Genomic DNA, 20,109 nt, shown 5'->3' on the forward strand with positions numbered 1-20,109 from the left:
TCCCAGGCAGCGCTGCCGCGGTCACGCCAACTTGCCGCCCGCCCGCTTCAGCCGGGCGAGAATCCATTGAACGCTCATCAGTGGAAGGAACAGCATGGCCACGCCGAGGTGCTTCGCGGTGAAGCCGCTCGAACTCGCGGTCACCGCCTGCACGAATTCGGGAACCCGCTTCACGCCCCGCCGCTCCACTCCACTAGTCCTGCGCCAATAATATCGCACGCCGCTGACCGCAAATCCGATCTGTCGCTCGATGGCCTGGCGGCCGGCCCGTCCGACGTCCGCCCGCATCGCCACCCCGCGCAGCTTCAGGACGATATGGATCATGTCCCGGACATGCTTCACCGGATTGCTCGCCGCCATGATCGAGCCGGGGCGCATCCGATAGAGATAGGCCGGCCGCTCGATCCTCAGCAGTTTCCTGGCGCAGAGCATCGCCTGAGGTGTGAACAGCGCATCCTCGTGATAGATGCCGGGTTCGAACCAAAGGTCATGCTCGGCCAGCAAGCCCCGCCGGAAGACATAGAATTGCACGGGCATCGGCGGATTGCCGCTCATCAGGAAATCGGTGCCCGGGATCGCCTGCTCGCAATTCTCGCTGAACACCCCGCGCACCAGCGTGCCGCCGATCGTCTCGAAATTCAGCGCGAGCATGTCCACGCCGACCGCCGCGCGATCGAGGATCTGGCCGGTCGCGCCGGGCAGCACCTCGTCATCGCTGTCGACGAACCAGATATAATCGCCCCGGGCGGCGCGTATGCCGGTATTCCGCGCTTCGCTGAGCCCCTTGTTCTCCTGGGTTATGATCGTGACGTTCGGCAGCATCCCACAGATCGCCTGCGCGATGCGGATGCTGTCATCGGGGCTCCCGTCATCGACCAGGATCAGTTCGCACCGATCGGCGAACTCCGGCTCGCGGATGATGCTCTCCACGCATGCGGCGATGAATTCCTCGACGCGGTAGACCGGGACCACGAACGACAGCCCCGGCGTACGCTGCGGTGCTGGGCTGTGTCCTTCCGGCATGGTCACCAGCCCCGTAGGCGATATGCGGCCCGCGTCGCGAGCGTCCGCATGCGTCGGTGCATCCTCGAGCCCAGTTCCCGCCAATTGAAATCGGCAAAGGCCTGGGGCGGCGCAAGCCGCACCGTGCGCGGCGGCGCGTCCTGAACGCGGCCCAGTTCCGCCAGGATCAGGGCCGTGAGATCATGCTCCTCGATCAGGCGCCGGCGTGCCTCGATCAGCGCCGGCAGGCGCGCCTGGTAGATCTCCTCGGCATGGTCGAGCACGTTCGCCACCACGGCCTCCGCCGCGGCCGGATCGTCTAGGTCGAGCCGGATCACCGCGCCCGGGAAGAATTTCTCGATATCGGGGGCGCCGGCATAGATGGGCACCGCATAACCCAGGATCGGATCGGCGATCTTCTCCGTCCAGAGCCCCGGCACGCCGCTGTTCTCGAAGCAGAGATGGAAGCGATAGGGCAGCAGCGCTTCGTCCTTGTACTCGACGAACCGGTGCGGGCGGCCGAAGAAGTCGATGCGCTCGCCAAAGCGCTGCCGGAACCGCTCGATCAGGCGCAACCGCTTGAAATGGTTGGGCAGGTAGGAAAGGTTCGACGTCACGACCGAGATGTCGCGCGTCTTCTCGGGTATCGGCAGTGCCCGGAGCGCCGCGTGGTCGTAGCGATAGCTCTGCTCGCTGCCATTGTAGCCGAAATGCCAGTTGTTGAAGTGCTGGATGCGCACCGCATCGGGGTGGCGCCCCGGCTTGGCCGAATAGACGCGATCGAACTGCGCGAGGAAGCCCGGCGGATAGATGCCGATCTCCGGCGGCTCGCCCGAAACGAAGACAAGCCCGCCTTCGCGCACCGTCAGCGCTGCCGGGACCGACATGCCTTCGAATACGATCGCGAGGTCCCAGTCGCCGCCGTCTCCATTCTCGACGAGCTCGACCTTCTCGGAAAATTGCGCGCCGATATGCTGGGTGTACAGCGGATAGGCATGCCGGGTGAGCAGGTTCACACGCGCGCGCATGTCAGGCCTTCTCCCCGGCCAGGGTAGCACGCAGCAATGCCTGGGTCTCGGCAAGCCTCGGGTCATCGAAGCTGGCGTCGGTGTCGCCGAGCACCGAAGCCCAGAACAGCAAGGTGCTGTTGTTCCCGTCGATCGCACCGAAGCGGCAGAAGGTCCGCAACACGTCCTCGCTCTTCATGCCCGCCGTCGTCACGACATGGGCTTCGCGCTCGGCCAGCAGCGGCGCGAGTTCGGGCGACGAGAGCAGCGCTTCATCGTTGGTAAGCAGGGCGGCTCCTCTCGGGATCGCTGCCATGCGCGACTGGACATGCGCGATGGCAGCGGCGCGGTCGGCGAAAAAGTCGCCGAGGCGCAGATGCACGCCGAACGGATAGAGCTTTTCGCCCGGAATGGCGAGATCCAGGCGCAGGTCGGCCAGGGCGCTCGCGACCGCCTGGGGCGAGAAGCGGGCATAGTCCCGGCTCGACTGGAAATAGCCGTCGAGCAGCGTGACGCCCGGAAGCGCGATCCATTCCCGCTTCGCGCCGAGCCGTGCGGCGATCTTGGGCAGCCGGGCAGCCGAGAGCGCGCGCATCCAGCCGGCGGGCGCCTCGTACGGGAGTTCGTCGCTCTGCGTGAAGCGGTGCGGGTAGTTCAGGTCGTGGATCTGGTACAGCCGCTCGCCCCGCTCCGCCGCGAACAGGCGGGCGAAGAGCAGCTGGAACAGTTGATTGCCCAGGCCACCATGGGTTCGAACGACAACCGGCATCAGATCTCGAGCGAGGCGAGCGCCTCAATGGCATCGGGTATCGGATAATGGTGGTTGCCCACGAACACGCCGTGCGCATCCACATGGTCCGCGGCGGTCAGCCGGCCGTGCACTTCGTGATCCATGTACTTCACCACCTCCTTGGCAGCGAAATTCCCGGCCACGATCGGGCGGCATTCGAATCCCTTCGCATGCAACGCCCCCAGCAACCGGCTGCGCGTGAGATTCCGGCCCGGCCGCACGACGAGGCTGAAGCCGAACCAGCTGCTCTTTCCGGTCTCCCGCTGTATCATCAGGTCCGGATGCTGAGACAGGGCAGCCTGCAGAAGCGCACCATTTTCCCGCCGCGCGGCGATTAGCCCCGGCAGCTTCTCCACCTGGCAGATGCCCAGGGCACCAGACATCTCCAACGGGCGAAGATTGTAGCCCGGAAGGATGAAGCGGAAGGCTTCCTCGAAATAGTCATCCGACTTGTCGGAGCAGATATGGTTCACGCGCGGCAGATTGCGCGTCCAGCCATGCGCGCGAAGCGAGAGGAGGATGTGGTACAGCTCCTCGTCGTCCGTCGAGACCATGCCGCCTTCCATCGTCGAGATGTGATGGCTGAAGAAGCAGCTATAGGTCCCCATCAGGCCGAAAGTGCCTGCCTGCTTGCCGTCGAATTCGGCGCCGAGGGATTCACAATTGTCTTCGAGCAGGATCAGGCCATGCGCGTCACAGATCTTCTGGAGGCGCGCAAAATCGTTCGGATTGCCGAGAAGATTGACCGCGAGGATCGCGCGCGTCGACGGGCCGATCGCAGCCTCAACCGCATCGAGATCGAGATTCAGCGTCTCGAGATCGATGTCCACGAACTTCATCTTCAGGCCATACTGGTGGAGCGGGTAGTAGGTCGTGCTCCAGGAAACCGCCGGAACGATCACCTCGTCGCCACGCTTGAGCCGGCGCTTCTCGTCCGACGTGTAGAACAGCGCCGCGATCATCAGGAGATTGGCCGAGGAACCCGAATTGACCATCACGGAGTAGCTCGCCCCGAGATAGTCCGCGAAGGCGCGCTCGAACGCCTGCACCTTCGGACCCATGGTGAAGTGTCCGGAAGCGATCACGTCCTGCAACGCCTGGTATTCAGCTTCGTCCCAGGTGGAATTCGCCAGCGGGAAAACAAAGCTCATACTGCGCTCCTCAGAAAGAACTCATAAGTCAGACCCACTGCCTGCTTGAGGTCATGGCGGGGCTTCCACCCCATTGCGTCGAGACGCGACACGTCGACGACTTTCCGCGCCATCCCGACCGGACGGTCCAGGTCGTGGTGGAAGCCGCCGGAATATCCGAGGACATCCGCCACGGTCTGATAATATTCGTTGATGCTGTAGTCGAAGCCCAGGCCGATGTTCATCAGGTCGGGCATCGCATCGAAATTCTGCAGGCAGTGCACCACGGCATCCGCGAAGTCGGTCGCGAACAGGAATTCCCGCCGCGCCGTGCCGTCGCCCCAGATCTCCACCGATTCCGCGCCCGTCTGGATCGCGCCGTGCACCTTCTGGATGATCGCCGGCAGCAGATGGGAGCTGGCCGGCTTGAAATTGTCATGCCGTCCGAAGAGGTTGCACGGGATGACCGACTTCAGCGAGGTCGCCTCGCTGGCTGCGTCGAGATAGGCCGCGAGCTTGAGCACCGCGATCTTGGCCAGCGCATAGCCTTCGTTCGTCGGCTCCAGCGGACCGGTCAGAAGGTCCTCCTCGCGCAGCAGCGTCGTGCGGTCGCGCGGGTAGATGCAGGAGCTGGCGAGGTTCAGCACGGCCGAGGCGCCCGCCTCCACCGCCGCCGTGATCACGTTGCGACCGAGATCGAGATTCTCGATCAGAAAGCCGGCGGGGTCCCGCATGTTCGCCTGGATGCCGCCCACCTTGCCGGCAGCATGGATCACCGTGGCCGGCCGATGCAGCTGCATATAGGCGCGCACCGCGGCTGCGTCCCGCAGGTCCAGCTCGGCACGCCCCGGCATGAGTAACCGCGCCCCGCTCAGGGCCGGATGCTCGCGCAGATTCTGCCCGACCATCCCCGTGCCACCGGTTACAAGGATGGGCTCCAGCAGTCCCGATGCGGCCATGCCTTCAATACCCGGAATGGGCGATGAGCGCAGCGCGACGCGCCGCCTTGAGATCCGCCTCGACCATTTCCGCGCAGAGATCGCGGGTCGAAATCTCGGGCAGCCAGCCGAGGTCGTCCTTCGCCAGGGCCGGATCACCGAGCAGGGTCTCGACTTCGGCCGGACGGAAATATTTCGGATCGACGCGCACGATCACGTCGCCCGGCTTCACTGCCGGCGCATTGTCGCCGCTGACCGCCTCGACGATGCCGCGCTCCTCAACGCCCTCGCCCTCGAAGCGCAGCGTGATCCCGAGGCCTTCGGCGCTCCAGGTCAGGAATTCGCGGACGCTGAACTGCACGCCGGTCGCGATCACATAGTCCTTGGGGGTTTCCTGCTGCAGCATGAGCCACTGCATCCGCACATAATCGCGCGCATGCCCCCAGTCGCGCTTCGCATCGAGATTGCCGAGATACAGGCAATTCTCGAGCCCCTGCGCGATGTTGCAAAGGCCGCGGGTGATCTTGCGGGTGACGAAGGTCTCGCCGCGGCGCGGGCTCTCATGATTGAACAGGATGCCGTTGCAGGCGTACATCCCATAGGCCTCACGATAATTCACCGTGATCCAATAGGCGTAGAGCTTCGCCACCGCATAGGGGCTGCGCGGATAGAAGGGCGTCTTCTCGGTCTGCGGCACCGTCTGCACCAGGCCATAGAGCTCGCTGCTCGATGCCTGATAGAAGCGCGTGCGCTCCTGGAGCCCGAGCAGGCGGATCGCCTCGAGCACGCGGAGGGCGCCCACGCCGGTGACGTCGGCGGTATATTCGGGCAGCTCGAACGAAACCGCGACGTGGCTCTGCGCGCCGAGATTATAGACCTCGTCCGGCTGGATCTGCTGCATCAGCCGAATGAGGTTCGTGGAGTCCGCCAGATCGCCATAGTGGAGATGCAGGTTCACATCCTGGGCGTGCGGGTCCTGGAAGATATGGTCGATGCGCCCGGTGTTGAACGAGCTGGACCGGCGCTTGATGCCGTGGACGACATAGCCCTTCTGCAGCAGAAACTCGGCAAGATAGGATCCGTCCTGCCCCGTGATTCCGGTGATCAGCGCAACCTTTTGACCAGAACTCATAGATCTTACCGAGCCCGAAGGCTCTCTCCGCTAGAAACGTTTGGGAAACCGCCGTCCGAAAAAGCCGCGGGAAATCAGGAGCAGCCTAACGAGGAGCGACGCGCGTCAGATCGATCTTCACCACGTCGAAAGTCACCCCTTGCCGGTCTTCGCCCCCGCTCACATCAAGCTCCAGAAACTGGTGCGGGCACCCTTCGTCGATAAGGATCGAATCGTCAATCTCCTCGGATTGCGCTCCGTTGACCGGACGGCCCTGCCACACGATCCGGCTGCCTTCGCCGATTCCGCAGCGTAAAATCCAATTGGCCTTTGCCCGCGCGGGCAAGGCGATGTTGTCGTACTTGGCCTGGAAGCGATACCGCCCCGGCGCGAGGAACAGCAGCTTGCTCGCGGCCGTGCCGCCATGCCCGGGATTGGCATAGGCACTGAATCCGGTCTGGCCATTGGCGGCACTGGAGAATTCCGCGCCGGCATCGGGATCGCTGACCAAACGCCATCCCAGCGCGCCGAACTTCCTGCTTGCGTCGCGCTCGCCGATCGCGGCGCTGCGCAGAACGGTTAGATCGGCATAAGGCAGCGAGCGATAGAAGCGCTCGAGCTCGTCGAAAGCCGCTGCACCGGCCAATTTGTCGACCAGCTGGATCTCGATGATGCGATAGACGGAATCACGCGGAAGCGGCCCGTCCTCGAGGATCATCGCCGACAGCACGCGAGGATCCTGGTCCGGCGCAGCGACGCGCGTGATCAGGAACGGCACGAGCCACGGAGCGCCGGCCTTCACATAAGGCTTCATCGCCTTGCGGATTTCCGGATCCGACAAGGCATTGCCAAGCGCGGGCAGCAACAGGTCGCGCGCGCCCTCGCTGGAACGCAGCGCGAGATCATATTGCACGAGGACCTGGGGCAGCTGGTTGTGCGCGGCGTGATATTCGATCAGCCAGAGCTGGGCGAGACGCGTACGCTGGCCCACGCGCTGCGCGAGATTGATCAGGCGGGCGGCGCCGGCCTGATCCCCGCGAAGATCCCTGGCGATACCCAGCGCGGCGATCGCGCTGGGATTGATCGCCTGCGCCCGGATCGAGCGAAGCGCCAGGTCGCTCACCCGCCCCGCCGAGGCAGGATCCGGCGTCGTCAGTACGCGCTGCGCCATCCCGGCGAGCGCGCCACTGTCATGCGGTGCGAAACGCAGTGCCGCGGACGGATCGCTCCCGCGATAGACAGAGCCCATCGCGGCGGCGAAGCTCGCATAGCCGATTCCGGCTGCCAGGATCCCAAGTGCAATGCCCCGGCCCATTCTGGCCCTGTCGGAAAAGGCATCACGAAGGGATCCCCGACGGCTCATCGCGCGTCGCCGCCCTCATCGTTTCCGTAGCCATAGCCATAGCCGTACCCATAGCCATAGCCCGCCTGGCGGCGCTTGAGCTTGGTCAGCACCACGCCGAAGATGTGCGCGTGGACATCCTGGAGACGGCTGAGCGACGACTTCACGCCGCGCACCGCCACGCCCTCGGCCTCGACCACGAACACGCTGCCCTCAACCGAGCGCGACAGCAGCGGCGCGTCGGCCAGGCCAAGGATCGGCGGGGAGTCGACGACGACATGATCGAACTCTTCGAGCAACTGACGGACCAGAAGGCCCATGCGGTCGCTGCTCAGCAGCTCGGCGGCGCTCGGCGGGATCGGGCCCGACGACATGATCGACACGCCACGCAGCGGCGTCTCGACGACGAACGAACGCCAATCATTCTCGCCGGCCAGGAAGTTGCTCAAACCGCGCTCGTTCTTGACCCCGAACAGGCCATGGACGGACGGACGGCGCATGTCGGCATCGACGAGGATGACCTTCTTCGAGGTACGACCCAGCACGGTAGCGAGCGCGAACGCGGTCGTGCTCTTGCCTTCCGCAGGCCGGGTACTGGTGACCATGAGCGATCGCGGCACACCGTGATCGGTCGAGAAGGACAGGTTGGAGCGAATACTGAGATAGGCTTCGGAAAGCTCGGACTTCGCATCGGCCAGCGCCTTCGACGCGTCCTCTCCCTCCACGTCGGGCACGCTGCCCAGCAAGGGAACCTGCAGGACCCGGTTGACCTGGCTCGGCTCGCGCAATCCCTCGTCGATCTGATCGAGTGCGATCGTCGCAATGCCCGCAAAGGCAAGGCCGCCCAGCATCGCCAAAGCGAGATTGAGGAACAGGCGGGGCGAGGAAGGCTTCGCCGGCACCTTCGCGGTATCGACGATCGCGATGTTGCTCGGGGTCACCCCGGCGACGCCGATCTCCTTGTAGCGCTGCAGCAGCGCATCATAGAGCTGGCGATTGGTGTCGGCCTCGCGCTGGTAGATATTGTACTGGATGCTGTCGCGCTGCTCGACATCGAGCCGCTTCTTCAGCACCGAGACCTGTTCGCGCAATTCCGCCTCGCGGCGCGTTGCCTCGCGGAACGCATTGCTGTCGAGGCCGGTTACGCGACGCTCCTCACGGGCAATGCTCGCATCCAGAACCCCGAGCTGCTCGTGCAGCGCCCGCGCCGCCGGATATTGCGGCTCGAACTGCACCAGCATGCGGGCATATTCCGACGCGACTTCCGCGCGGCGCTGCCGCAGCTGCGACAGGGCGGAGTTGGCGAGCGCAAGCGGATTGCTGTCCGCGGAGCCGCCGCTCTTCATCCGGCTCTCCGCCGCGATGCGATCGGCAATCGCCTTGCTCAAGGCATCGTTCAGCGCTTCGAGATCGACCGCCGTCAGCGTCCGCTCGGCCTGGGTCTTGCCATCGGCGCCCTGCGTCCGGTGGAGCGTCACGATGTCGCGCTCCGACGCATAGGAAACCAGGTCCCGCTCGGACTTTTCGAGCTTGCCGCGAAGATCGTTCAGCTGGCGCTCGAGGAAGGAACGCGCGTCGGCAGTCGACGAGAAGCGACGGTCGGCGCTGGCTTCGATGAACTGCTGCGTCCAGGCATTGGCGATTTCCGCGGAAAGCGCAGGCGACCCGCTGGTGTAGCTGACGTCGACAAGCGCGGAGCCGCGAACCGGCGCGATGCCGATATGCGCGAGCACCAAGTTGGTCGCGGCCTTCTCGCGCTCATCGGCGATCGACGACGCCGCGCCGGCAGGCTTGCCGGCGGCAAAGGCGGCGGGATCGATCCCGTGCGCGGCAAAGAACGCATCGTTGCTCGCCAGCCGCAGCCTGCGCACGACGCGCTCGCCCAGCGTGCGCGCCTCGAGTAGCGCATACTGGGTCTGGTAGAATTCCAGGTCGCGGCCCGCATCGGCCGGCTCAAGACCCTCGACCTTCGTGATATTCTTCTGATCGCGGCTGATCTCCACGCGCGCACGCGCGGTGTATTGCGGCGTCATCATCATCGTGGCGACAAAGCCGAGGACAACCGAAACGACCAGGATCGACGCGATCACCCACTTCCAGCGGTTGATGATCTGCCAATACTGAAGCAGCAGCGGCGGCGCGAGCGAGGATACCCGCTTCACCTCACCCTGGCCCCCAGCAACCTGCGCGTGCCCTTCAGTATCTGTCTGCGACATGTGGGAAAATATCCGAGTGTCAGTTTGATTAGTTTTGAAGGGCCACGACCAGCGGAGTCGTCACCAGCGGAATGATCGAGATGAAGTCGCGGAAGAGGCGGCGCGCGTAGGATTCCCCGACGACCACGACGTCGTTTGCGTAGACCTCAGGGTCCGCATAGGCGCCCTGACGAATGGCCTTCAGGTTATACAGCGCGGCATATTTCTGCCCCTGCACCGTCCGGAACACGACAACATAGTCGAGCTTCGCATATTCGGTGGCGCCCTTGGCAGTCGCGACCGCGCGCATCAGCGTCATCCGGCCCACCACGGGATACAGGCCCGGCTCGCGAACCTGGCCGTCCACGGTGACGACCTGGCTCACAGTCTCCTTGAGATTCACCGTGACCTGCGGATCCCGGATATGCGCGGCGCGAAGGCGATCGCGGAGAATGTCCTGGATTTCGGCCGGCGTGCGGCCGGCAGCCTCCACCACCCCCGCCAGCGGGAACGAAATTCGCCCGCTCGCATCGGTCTGGACTTCCTTCTTGCTCAGTTCCTCGACGCCGAAGACGTCGATCTCCAGCTTGTCGAACGGGCCGACAAGATAGGGACGGTCTTCGCCGACGATATCCACGCGCGAAGGCGGCGGCAGCTCATTGCCGACCACCACCTGCGTACCGGCATCACCACCAAGTGCACGACTACCGGCACAGGCCGAGAGCGCGGAAACGGCGACCAGCAGCGCGACCCCGCGAAAAGCACCAAAACTCAGCAAGATTATTTCCCTCCTACCTCATCGTCGATGAGGCCCTTGCCGTCCTTTACAGCGCGTCTCTCGCCGGAAACCCACAAAACCGCAACAACGAAAAGGCAAGAAATCGACGGGACACGAAGCGGATAGTCCCCGAGACTCGCAAGCGCAACAAAAACCACGAGAAATGCGCCCAGGCGGCCAAATAGATCACCATCGGCGCGCACCGGAGCACGGAAGCGGCTCCATATCCTGCGCCCCAGCAAAACCACCGCCAGCAAGAGCAGAATTACGCCCGGCACGCCTGCAGTCAGCCAGATCTCCAGGAAATCATTATGCGCGTGGTTGGTGTAGGTCAGCGACAGCAGGTTTCTAGGTTCATCGACCTGATATACCTCGACGAACGAGCCGACGCCGGACCCGAACGGGAAGTATTTCCATGCCATTTCGGCAATGGGCCCCCACATCTGGAAACGGCGATCATTGCCCTGCCCCGCCGCCAGCAGGCGGCTCAGCGCCTCGGCCTTCGAGCTCAGCGCCGCGATCGCGACCATCGCCGATACGACGGCGGCCGCGGCCCAATAGCGCCAGTCGCGCCACAGCGCCTTGGAACGCCCGCCGCGGCGCGTGCTGGGCAGCCGATATATCATGGCGATGCTCAGCAGCCCGCAGATCCCGATCAGCAGGCCCGCGCGCGATCCGGTGATCAGCAACAGCGGCACGAGGACCAACCCGGCTCCAGCGGCCAGCAGCGAACGCCCGATGCTCCGCTCTCCCTTGTCCCCGCGCAGCATCGCGTAGGTGGCAAGCATCGGAAACAGCAGCGCAAGCAGCAACGCCTGGTGATTGCGATTGGCGAACATGCCGACCGCGGCGCCGTCATTGGTGACGCGGTAGAGATACAGCGACCCGTGCGGGGGGCCGAGTATCTGGAGGATACCCAGCACGCCGCTCAGCAGGCCCAGCGCCACGAACAGCGGCAGCAGCGCGTGCAACTCGCGCTGCCGAAGCTGCACGCCCATCAGGAATATCGCGAAGGGCACCAGCAGGCTGTACAGGGCGTTCCAGCTATCGTCCGGCGCCAGGCTCAGCGGCCGCCACACGCCCTGCAGGCCGGCAGCTGCATCGACCTGAACCGCGAGCTGCCGCCCCGGCAGGTTCTGCCAGAGCGCGGGCGGCAACGGGATGAGGTGCAGGATGCAAAGCCCGGCAACTGCCGCGGCGATGCCAAACGCGAACCGATTGGCCCGAACTTCTTCCATGCGCAGGGAGAACAGGGCGAAGCAACACATCAGCGCCGCAGCAGGCCGCAGGATCAACAGGGATTCAACATCGTCCCGCGAGCCGCCGCCGATGAAGAAAACAAGCACCAGAAATGCCGCTATCACCCAGAACTTCGCCCGGAACTGACGAATATATTGCATCATCGCGCATTTTCTTTCTGACGCCGGCAACGCCTGCCGAGAAGGATGGCGGCACGGCGTTAGATGCGGCCATTACGAGCGTCAACCGCACCCCTGCGCCGCCCCGGCCCGGCTCCACCCCGCACGGGGAAGACGTCGGCGCGGAATCGTGGCAGGGCCACCCGCAAACGCCACAAGGAAAGCCTGCCCGAATGCCGATCGATGCCCCTCACGCCTCGCGGCGCATGCTGCTGGCCGCACTCGCAGGCTCGGCCGCGCATCCCGTGGCAGCCCGGGCGCTGTACAGGAATGGCGGCCCCGACATAATCGGCGCACCGCAGGACGCACCGCAGCCCCGGCCGATCCAGGGCTTCGTCTCGGTGCTTGATTTCGGCGCCACCGGCCACGGCACCTCGGACGATACCAGCGCCTTCCAGAAGGCCATCGACTTCGTTTCCGAGCACGGCTTTGCCCTGCACGCTCCCGCCGGACGCTACCGGCTGACCAAGACCCTAGAAATCAAGGAAAACATCACGATTTCAGGCGACGGATCGGACAACACGCTGCTGCACCTGGACAGTGACGGCCCGATCCCGGCGATCCGCATATCCTGCCGCGACAATTCCAGCATTATCGGATTGCGGATCCAGGGCCTGAAACTGATCTGCGGCACCCCCGGCTCCGCCAGCGACGGCATCGAGATCATTACGACGAAGGTCAATTCGAGCGTCAATCAATCCGTCTTCGAAGATCTGTTCATCATCAACCCGCGCATCGGCATCCGCATTGGCGGCGTGGTCTACCGATCGATCTGGCAGAACATCACCATCTCCGGCCGCGTATCCAGATATGGCATATATTGCGAGGACGCGTTCATCGACGTCACCTACAATACATTCTGGAATATCGAGGTCACCGGCGTAACCGACAAGGCATATGCCTATTACATCCATTCGAACTTCTCGAATTTCATCAACCTGACCTGCGATGGCTGCTGTTATTTCTCCTCACCCGGAGGATCCATCATCAACCTCGCGGTCGAGACGATGACCGCCGACCATCCGCCGAGCGACAGCGTCGTGACCCTGAATCAGGTCCAGACGGCAAGCAACTTCAACCTGCTCAGCATCCGCCCCACCCAATGCCTGTATGCAGTCAAGGTGATTGGTCGCGCCGTCACGATCGCGGGGCTGCGCTTCGGCGGCGCCCAGCCCTCCCGCCCGATCTTCTTCGATCACGGGTCCTCGGGCGTCGTGAATGGCATCTACATGGATCCGCCATTCGAGAAGCTGGACAGCTATACGCCCGCCGCGGTGCTCAACAACTGGGCGCTGCTCGGCTGCGATGGGGTATCTTCCCGAACGCTCACCTACGCCGAAGACGATTGGACACCCAAGTTCATCGGCTGGGCCAAGCCCCCGAAGCTTCGTTCGGCAACCTATGAGCGGATCGGTCGCCGCGTGTTCGTCACGCTGGAGGCCGAAGGCGGGGTGAGCTCGGCCATTGCGCGCATCGAGGGCATGCCATTCGCCTGCGCCACCGGGGCGGCGGCCACGGTGAGCCTGAATGCCGATGGCGCGCCCCTCGCCGCGCGCGCCAGCCTTGCGCCGGGAAGCAACCGCATCGGCGGCATGGGCCAGCACGATCTCTCGCAGAAGGTCTGGCAGATGTCGGCATCCTATCGCAGCGCCTAGCCCGACGGCAGGACACTCAGGCCAGCAGGCGCCTCACCACCGGAGCGAGCGAGGCTCGCCATTCCGGCGCGACATAGCCGAACAGCTGGGCAAAGCGCCGACTGTCGAGCCGGGAATTGGAGGGCCGCCGTGCCGGCGTTGGATAGTCGGTGGCGGGGATGCCGCGCACCTCGGCGTCCTTGCCGCCATGCGCGATGCTCATCGCCAGGATCTCGCGCGCGAACTCCGCCCAGTTGGTCTCGCCACCGCCGGCAAGATGATAGATCGCATCGGCGCCGTGCTGCGGGTCCACCGCCCAGCGGTCCGCGATGCGGAACAGCGCATCGGCAATGTCGAAGGCCGAGGTGGGGCATCCCCACTGGTCGTTCACGATCGTGAGCTCGTCGCGCTGCGCGGCGAGGGCCAGGATGGTCTTCACGAAGTTCCGGCCGAAAGGACTATAGACCCAGGCGGTGCGCAGGATCGCGTAGCGGGCGCCCGATGCGGCAACGGCCTGCTCGCCGGCCAGCTTAGTCTCGCCATAGACATTGATCGGCGAGACCGGATCGGTCTCCAAATAGGGGCGGTCGAGCGTGCCGTCGAAGATATAGTCCGTCGACAGGTGCACGATCCCGGCGCCGATTTCCGCGGCAGCCCGGGCCAGCACGCCGGGCGCGGTTCCGTTCACCGCCATGGCAAGCGCCGGCTCGGACTCTGCCTTGTCCACCGCGGTATAGGCGGCAACATTGAAGATCAGGTCCGGCCGCTCGGCTTCGATCACCCGGTGTATCGTGTCGAAATCGGCGAGATCGAGCTCAGGCCGCTGCGCGAAGATGACGTCATGCTGCGACGGCGCCCGTTCGGCCAGGCTCCTGGCGACCTGTCCGTCCCTGCCGGTAACCAGGATCCTCATGCGCCTCCCAGCCGTTCGCCGGCATAGGTTCCCGACCGGATCGGCTCCCACCACCAGCGATTTTCGAGATACCAGTCGATCGTGCGATCGAGACCCGTCTCGAAACTCTCCTGCGGCGTCCAGCCCAGCTCCCGGGCGATCTTCGAAGCATCGATCGCATATCGCCGGTCATGGCCCGGGCGATCGGTCACGAACCGGATGAGCCCCCGGCGCGCGCCGCCTTCGGCCAGCGGGACGCGACGATCCAGCGCGTCGCAGATCGCCTCGACCACCGAGAGGTTGGCCCGTTCCTGATTGCCGCCGATATTGTAGCTCTCGCCGACACGCCCCTGGGTGAGCACAAGCTCGAGCGCCCGCGCGTGGTCCTCGACGAACAGCCAGTCGCGCACATTCTCGCCCTTGCCGTAGACGGGCAATGGCTTGCCCTCGAGCGCATTGAGAATGGTCAGCGGGATCAGCTTCTCTGGGAAGTGATAGGGCCCGTAATTGTTCGAGCAGTTGGACAGCACAACCGGCAGCCCATAGGTCTCGTGCCAGGCACGGACGAAATGGTCCGAAGCCGCCTTGGAGGCCGAATAGGGCGAGGAAGGCGCGTAGGACGTCTCCTCGGTGAAGATGCCGCTGTCGAACGGCAGGTCCCCGAACACCTCGTCGGTGGAAACATGGTGGAAGCGGAATCCCGCCCTGGCGTCGCCTTCCAGCCCGCGCCAATATTCCAGAGCGGCGGAAAGCAGCCGGAACGTCCCGACGACATTGGTCTCCACGAACGCCCCGGGGCCATCGATCGAGCGATCGACATGGCTCTCCGCCGCAAGATGCATGATCCCGTCGACCCGCTCCTCGCGCAACAAGCCGAGCAGCAGGGGAATATCGGCGATATCGCCCTGGACGAAGCGATGGTTCGCGGCGTTCTCGATGGCCTTCAGCGAGGCCGGATTGCCCGCATAGGTGAGCTTGTCGAGGTTGATGACGCGAAGGCCCTTGCGGACCAGATGGCGCACCACCGCCGAACCGATGAAGCCTGCGCCTCCCGTGACGAGAATGGTCTTCATGCGCGCGCTCCCTCGTAGACGAATGGAGAGTCAAAGGCACTCAGCGGCAATGCCACGCGATCCTTGTCCGACAGCGTCGGCGCGACACCGAGATCGGGCCATTCGATGCCGAGCGCCGGGTCGTTCCAGAGAATGGCCCCCTCATTCTCCCGCGAGTAAGGCGCGCTCACCTTGTACATCACTTCGGCATCCTCGGTGAGCGTCATGAAGCAATGCGCGAAGCCGATGGGAACCAGCAACTGGTTCCACTTCTCCGCCGAAAGCTCGCAGCCGACCCATTTGCCGTAGGTCGGCGAGCCCTTCCGTATATCGACGGCAACGTCGTAGATGCGGCCGCGCAGCACCCGGACAAGCTTGTCCTGGGCAACCGGCGGAAGCTGGAAATGCAGGCCCCGCACCGTCCCCAGGTCGGTCGAGAGGCTGTGATTGTCCTGGACCCAGCTGATGTCGATCCCCTCGGCCTCGAACGCCGAACGCTTGTAGACTTCAGAGAAGAAGCCGCGATGATCGCCATGTTTCGGGGGAATGATCTCGATGACGTCGGGAATGGCCAGCCGATTGAAAACCGTCATATCGTACTCGCCACCCGTCGCTTGAGATAATCGGCATAGCCGGTCTTGCCCAGCATCGCGGCCCGCGCGAGCACCTGCTCCCCGCTCACCCAGCCCAGTTCGAGCGCGATTTCCTCGGGACATGCGATCTTGATGCCGGTGCGGTGCTCGATCGTGCGGACGAACGCGCTGGCTTCCTGCAGGCTGTCATGCGTGCCGGTATCGAGCCAGGCATAGCCGCGGCCCAGCCGGGTGATGTGAAGGTCGCCGCGCTCCATATAGGTGCGGTTGACGTCCGTGATCTCCAGCTCGCCCCGCGCCGACGGCCGCAGCGACCGCGCGATATCCACCACGTCCTGGTCGTAGAAATAGAGGCCGGTCACCGCCCAGTTCGACTTGGGAGCGGCGGGCTTCTCCTCGATGCTGGTCGCCCGCCCATCCGGATCGAACGCGACCACGCCGTAGCGCTCGGGATCATCGACATGATAGGCGAAGACGTTCGCGCCCCCACGCGCCGCCTCTTCCGCCGCGACCCGGCATTTCTCGCCCATCTTGTCGCCATGATAGATGTTGTCGCCCAGGATGAGCGCGCTCGGCTTGCCGTCGATGAAATCGGCACCGATCACGAACGCCTCGGCCAGGCCATTGGGCTCGGGCTGCACGGCATAGTGGAGATTGATCCCGAACGCCGAGCCGTCCCCGAGCAGCGTCTCGAACAGCGGAAGGTCACGCGGCGTGGAGATAATCAGGATATCGCGAATGCCGGCAAGCATAAGCACCGACAAGGGATAGTAGATCATCGGCTTGTCGAACACAGGCAGGAGCTGCTTCGAAATCGCAAGCGTCGCCGGGTAGAGCCGGGTGCCGCTGCCGCCGGCCAGAATAATACCCTTCATTGGCGCGTCATCCCCTAAGGCCCACGCCCGGCGCCTAATCAAGCACCGCATGGCACGCAACCGTTTTGGACCGCGGCCGAACGCTCCGTGCGAGAAATGGGGCGGAAAGCAAAAACACCGGCGGAGCGATCCGCCGGCGTTTTGCTGTTCACTGTGTCGGGAGCTTACTGACCCTCGGGACCACCCGGCTGCGGGCCGCCGGGGCCGGCCGGACCGCCGGGAGCGCCGCCGCCCTGGCCCTGCTGCTGCATCATCTGCTGCATCATCATCTGCTGCAGGACCGCGGCGGGGACGATTTCCTTCACCTCGAGGTCGAACTGCAGGAGCTTGCCGAACAGCGGATGCTGCGGGCCGGCCTTCTCATAGGCGATGTTCGCCGGAATCCAGATGCGCAGCTTCGAGCCCTTGCTCATCATCTTGAGCGCTTCGTCGAAGCCGGGGATCGCGCCACCGACCTGGAGGCGGATATCGCCGGCCGGCTGGAAGACGGTGCCGTCACGCATCGTGCCGACGGTCCACACCGAAACGCCGTCGCCTTCCTGCGCCTTGGCGCCGGAGCCTTCCTTGAGCACCTGATACTGCAGGCCCGAAGCCGTGGTCTGCACGCCGGTCTGCCCCTTGTTCCAGGCGAGGAACTGCGCGTCGCTGCCCTTGGCAGCGACAGGCGCGCGGGTACCGGTCCAGGCCAGCGCCACCGCAACGGCGATCGCCAGCACCACACCGGCCCAGAGCCAGGTCTTGTAGCTGCGCTTGACGGGCTGGAGCGGAACGGCGGTCACGGACATGCGATAGGCTCCAGGCGCGGGTATTCAGGCTACCCGTTAGTCAAGAAGGTCACGACGGCCACGCGCGAGGTCCGCGCATGGCCGATTCGCGAAATCAACGGGCGCTGTCGCGCTCCATGCGCTTGCGCTCGAGCTTGCGGGCGCGGCGAACCGCGGCGGCACGCTCGCGAGCACGCTTCTCACTGGGCTTCTCGTAGTGGCGACGGAGCTTCATCTCGCGATACACGCCCTCACGCTGCAGCTTCTTCTTGAGTGCGCGCAGTGCCTGGTCGACGTTGTTGTCGCGAACGATGATCTGCATAAACCCGTCAGTGCTCCGGTCTAATCAATAGAAAAGGGTTCGCCGGAACACGAGAGTTGCGGCGTAAGGGCGGCCACCTAACAGCGTGAATCCAATTTTACAAGGGCGAACCGGCCCCGCCTCCCCTGTGATGCGGCGAGCCGCACCTCAGGCAGCCGGCTTGCCGGTGCAAAGCCCCAGCCGCTTGCCATAGACGCGCATGCGAATCGCCGCATAGTCGGGCTGCCCCCTGGCGCCGCTCTTCTGGTCGACGGTCACGTCATAGGCGTCCTTGCCCATGGTGCCGGCATAGAGGAGAGTGGTCTTCGCGCCGCTCGCCTGGGTGCACTGGATCTCGACGTCGAGCTTCCCGCCCTTCTGGATGAAGCGCGGGAAGGTGCAGGTGCCGGCGACCTTCTCCAGATTCTCGATGTCGAGCGGCTTAAGGTCGCTCGCCGTCTGGCACTTCACCGCATGGCGCTCCTGCTTGCGCACCGCGGCAAGCTGGTCGGCCTTGTCCGGCCCGTCGGTGAAGTCGGCCGAGATCACCTGCATCCCCGAGTCCCAGGTGCCCGGCTGCATCAGCATCTTCGAATGCGCCGCCTTGGACAGCGCGGCGACTTCCTTCATCGAGCCATTGTGCACTTCGAACTCGCCCGTGGCGGCCGCCTGGCGCTCCGCGGCGGACTGGCAACCGGCAAGCGCAAGGGCGCCGACGAGCAGGATGGCACGCATCTTCAGGAAATCCCTCTCCAAATTCGTGGCGCCACTCAGCCGATATCGCAGCCAAAGACAAGCGCGATTCCTGGCGCCATAGTGGCGCGATGACAGCAGCCGACGCCACCACCCCGCCCCGCCACCGCCTGCGCTCGATCCTGGGCGGATCGGCCGGCAATCTGGTCGAATGGTATGACTGGTATGCCTATGCGGTGCTCGCCAGCTATCTGGCCCCGCACTATTTCCCCAAGGGCGCCGGCCAGGACATCAGCGCCTGGATCGTCTTCGCGATCGGCTTCTTCATGCGCCCGATCGGCGGCTGGCTGATGGGCATCTATGGCGACCGGCGCGGGCGCAAGGCGGGACTGACCCTGTCGGTCACGCTGATGTGCGCCGGCTCGATCATCATCACGGCAACGCCCAGCTATGGCGAGATCGGCGTGGCGGCCACCGTCGCGCTGGTCACCGCGCGGCTGCTCCAGGGGCTCAGCCTGGGCGGCGAATATGGCGCCAGCGCCACTTATCTTTCGGAAATGGCAGGCAGGAAGCATCGCGGCTTCTTCTCCAGCTTCCAGTACGTCACGCTGATCTCGGGCCAGCTCGTCGCACTGCTCGTGCTGCTGGTGCTCCAGGCGGTGATGAGCGAGGCGGACCTGAAAGCTTGGGGCTGGCGCATCCCGTTCGCCGTGGGCGGCGTGCTGGCGCTCGGCGTATTCTGGCTGCGGCGCCGGCTGGCCGAGACCGAGAGCTTCGCCAAGCGCGAAACGGCCAAGAAATCGAGCGCACTGGCACTGGTCCGCGAGCATCCGCGCGAGGCGGCCGTGGTGATGCTGCTCACCGCCGGCGGCACCCTCGCCTTCTACGCCTATACAATCTACCCGATCGCCTTCCTCAAGAAGACCGCCGGCTTCTCCGATTCAGCGGCGACCCAGGTGAACGCGGCCGCCCTGTTCGTGTTCATGGCGATCCAGCCGCTCGCCGGCGCCCTGTCCGATCGGATCGGGCGCAAGCCGCTGATGATCGCATTCGGCGTGCTCGGCACCCTGCTCAGCTATCCGATCTTCGTCGCGATGGAAGGCGCACGCGACGCGCTCACCGCCTTCCTGCTGATGACCGGGGCGCTGGTGATCGTCACCGGCTACACTTCGATCAACGCCGTGGTGAAGGCCGAGCTCTTCCCCGCCCATATCCGCACCCTGGGCGTCGCCCTGCCCTATGCGCTGGCCAACGCCCTGTTCGGCGGCACCGCGCCCACCGTGGCGCTTTGGTTCAAGCAGGAAGGGTGGGAGCGCGGCTTCTACTGGTATGTCACCGCGATGATCGCCATCTCGCTGGTCACCTATCTGCGCATGCGGGACACTGCGAAACACTCGCAGATCCTCGAGGATTGATGAGCTATTGCTAATCATTAGCGCATCGAACTCGTCGAATTGCAGGCCGGCATCACAGCAACCGCTTCGTCATGCTGAACTCGTTTCAGCATCCAATGCGCCTCCAGCGATATCGCCCGTGGAGGGTTGGACCCTGAAACAAGTTCAGGGTGAAGGCGTGAAGGGCTCACGGTCCCGAC

General features: G+C 64.6%; 19 protein-coding genes. 2 read left to right on the top strand and 17 right to left on the bottom strand.

Features of this window, described 5'->3' with window-relative positions:
* Positions 1 to 21: 21 nt before the first annotated feature.
* The 10 genes from AC1RJ5_RS06610 to AC1RJ5_RS06655 form a co-directional block, all read right to left on the bottom strand.
* Positions 22 to 1,023 carry a glycosyltransferase gene (locus AC1RJ5_RS06610; protein WP_269576585.1) on the bottom strand — a complete coding sequence of 334 codons (1,002 nt, stop codon included), beginning with the start codon at positions 1,021 to 1,023 and terminating at the stop codon, positions 22 to 24.
* A 2-nt stretch (positions 1,024 to 1,025) separates the two neighbouring features.
* A complete protein-coding gene (locus tag AC1RJ5_RS06615; RefSeq protein ID WP_269574585.1) occupies positions 1,026 to 2,030 on the bottom strand; it encodes a glycosyltransferase family 10 domain-containing protein in 1,005 nt (334 codons plus the stop codon).
* Position 2,031: 1 nt separating this feature from the next.
* Positions 2,032 to 2,778: an O-fucosyltransferase family protein gene (locus AC1RJ5_RS06620; RefSeq protein ID WP_269574584.1), complete on the bottom strand. Its 747-nt coding sequence runs from the start codon at positions 2,776 to 2,778 to the stop codon at positions 2,032 to 2,034.
* Positions 2,778 to 3,950, bottom strand: coding sequence for a DegT/DnrJ/EryC1/StrS family aminotransferase (locus AC1RJ5_RS06625; RefSeq protein WP_342248826.1), 1,173 nt, complete (start codon positions 3,948 to 3,950; stop codon positions 2,778 to 2,780). Before AC1RJ5_RS06625 ends, AC1RJ5_RS06620 begins: the two co-directional genes overlap by 1 nt.
* Positions 3,947 to 4,888: a GDP-L-fucose synthase family protein gene (locus AC1RJ5_RS06630; RefSeq protein ID WP_493112380.1), complete on the bottom strand. Its 942-nt coding sequence runs from the start codon at positions 4,886 to 4,888 to the stop codon at positions 3,947 to 3,949. The genes AC1RJ5_RS06625 and AC1RJ5_RS06630 overlap by 4 nt, the downstream gene beginning before the upstream one ends.
* A 4-nt stretch (positions 4,889 to 4,892) precedes the next feature.
* On the bottom strand, positions 4,893 to 5,999 hold the full coding sequence (gene gmd, locus AC1RJ5_RS06635) for a GDP-mannose 4,6-dehydratase (protein ID WP_184168178.1): 1,107 nt from the start codon (positions 5,997 to 5,999) through the stop codon (positions 4,893 to 4,895).
* Between the two features lie 85 nt (positions 6,000 to 6,084).
* Complete coding sequence (locus tag AC1RJ5_RS06640) at positions 6,085 to 7,293, bottom strand: hypothetical protein (protein WP_269574581.1); 1,209 nt, start codon at positions 7,291 to 7,293, stop codon at positions 6,085 to 6,087.
* Positions 7,294 to 7,337: 44 nt separating this feature from the next.
* Positions 7,338 to 9,536, bottom strand: coding sequence for a GumC family protein (locus AC1RJ5_RS06645; protein ID WP_269574580.1), 2,199 nt, complete (start codon positions 9,534 to 9,536; stop codon positions 7,338 to 7,340).
* Positions 9,537 to 9,564: 28 nt separating this feature from the next.
* Entirely contained in the window at positions 9,565 to 10,293 is a 729-nt protein-coding gene (locus AC1RJ5_RS06650; protein ID WP_269574579.1) for a polysaccharide biosynthesis/export family protein, read from the bottom strand.
* A gap of 2 nt (positions 10,294 to 10,295) precedes the next feature.
* A complete protein-coding gene (locus AC1RJ5_RS06655; RefSeq protein ID WP_493112383.1) occupies positions 10,296 to 11,696 on the bottom strand; it encodes an O-antigen ligase family protein in 1,401 nt (466 codons plus the stop codon).
* 188 nt (positions 11,697 to 11,884) lie between these two features.
* On the opposite strand from AC1RJ5_RS06655, the gene AC1RJ5_RS06660 reads away from it, so the two are divergent.
* Positions 11,885 to 13,366 carry a glycosyl hydrolase family 28-related protein gene (locus AC1RJ5_RS06660; RefSeq protein ID WP_493112385.1) on the top strand — a complete coding sequence of 494 codons (1,482 nt, stop codon included), beginning with the start codon at positions 11,885 to 11,887 and terminating at the stop codon, positions 13,364 to 13,366.
* 16 nt (positions 13,367 to 13,382) lie between these two features.
* Here the strand turns inward: AC1RJ5_RS06660 and rfbD are convergent, their stop codons facing one another.
* The 7 genes from rfbD to AC1RJ5_RS06695 all read right to left on the bottom strand — a co-directional run bounded on the left by rfbD (position 13,383) and on the right by AC1RJ5_RS06695 (position 18,557).
* Positions 13,383 to 14,258 carry a dTDP-4-dehydrorhamnose reductase gene (gene rfbD / locus AC1RJ5_RS06665; RefSeq protein WP_493112387.1) on the bottom strand — a complete coding sequence of 292 codons (876 nt, stop codon included), beginning with the start codon at positions 14,256 to 14,258 and terminating at the stop codon, positions 13,383 to 13,385.
* Positions 14,255 to 15,310 (bottom strand): dTDP-glucose 4,6-dehydratase, encoded by a 1,056-nt coding sequence (gene rfbB / locus AC1RJ5_RS06670; RefSeq protein ID WP_493112389.1) that lies wholly within the window; start codon positions 15,308 to 15,310, stop codon positions 14,255 to 14,257. Before rfbB ends, rfbD begins: the two co-directional genes overlap by 4 nt.
* On the bottom strand, positions 15,307 to 15,882 hold the full coding sequence (rfbC, locus tag AC1RJ5_RS06675; RefSeq protein ID WP_342248833.1) for a dTDP-4-dehydrorhamnose 3,5-epimerase: 576 nt from the start codon (positions 15,880 to 15,882) through the stop codon (positions 15,307 to 15,309). The genes rfbB and rfbC overlap by 4 nt, the downstream gene beginning before the upstream one ends.
* The gene (gene rfbA, locus AC1RJ5_RS06680; RefSeq protein ID WP_269574574.1) at positions 15,879 to 16,757 is read right to left on the bottom strand and encodes a glucose-1-phosphate thymidylyltransferase RfbA; all 879 of its coding nucleotides are present in this window, start codon (positions 16,755 to 16,757) and stop codon (positions 15,879 to 15,881) included. The genes rfbC and rfbA overlap by 4 nt, the downstream gene beginning before the upstream one ends.
* A gap of 164 nt (positions 16,758 to 16,921) precedes the next feature.
* Positions 16,922 to 17,542: an FKBP-type peptidyl-prolyl cis-trans isomerase gene (locus tag AC1RJ5_RS06685; protein ID WP_342248834.1), complete on the bottom strand. Its 621-nt coding sequence runs from the start codon at positions 17,540 to 17,542 to the stop codon at positions 16,922 to 16,924.
* 94 nt (positions 17,543 to 17,636) lie between these two features.
* Entirely contained in the window at positions 17,637 to 17,843 is a 207-nt protein-coding gene (gene rpsU / locus AC1RJ5_RS06690) for a 30S ribosomal protein S21 (RefSeq protein WP_010545388.1), read from the bottom strand.
* Between the two features lie 147 nt (positions 17,844 to 17,990).
* Complete coding sequence (locus tag AC1RJ5_RS06695) at positions 17,991 to 18,557, bottom strand: DUF3617 domain-containing protein (RefSeq protein WP_493112393.1); 567 nt, start codon at positions 18,555 to 18,557, stop codon at positions 17,991 to 17,993.
* 89 nt (positions 18,558 to 18,646) lie between these two features.
* On the opposite strand from AC1RJ5_RS06695, the gene AC1RJ5_RS06700 reads away from it, so the two are divergent.
* On the top strand, positions 18,647 to 19,930 hold the full coding sequence (locus AC1RJ5_RS06700) for an MFS transporter (protein ID WP_493112395.1): 1,284 nt from the start codon (positions 18,647 to 18,649) through the stop codon (positions 19,928 to 19,930).
* Positions 19,931 to 20,109 lie beyond the last annotated feature (179 nt).

The organism is Sphingomonas sp. GW822-FHT03G08 (assembly GCF_058801135.1).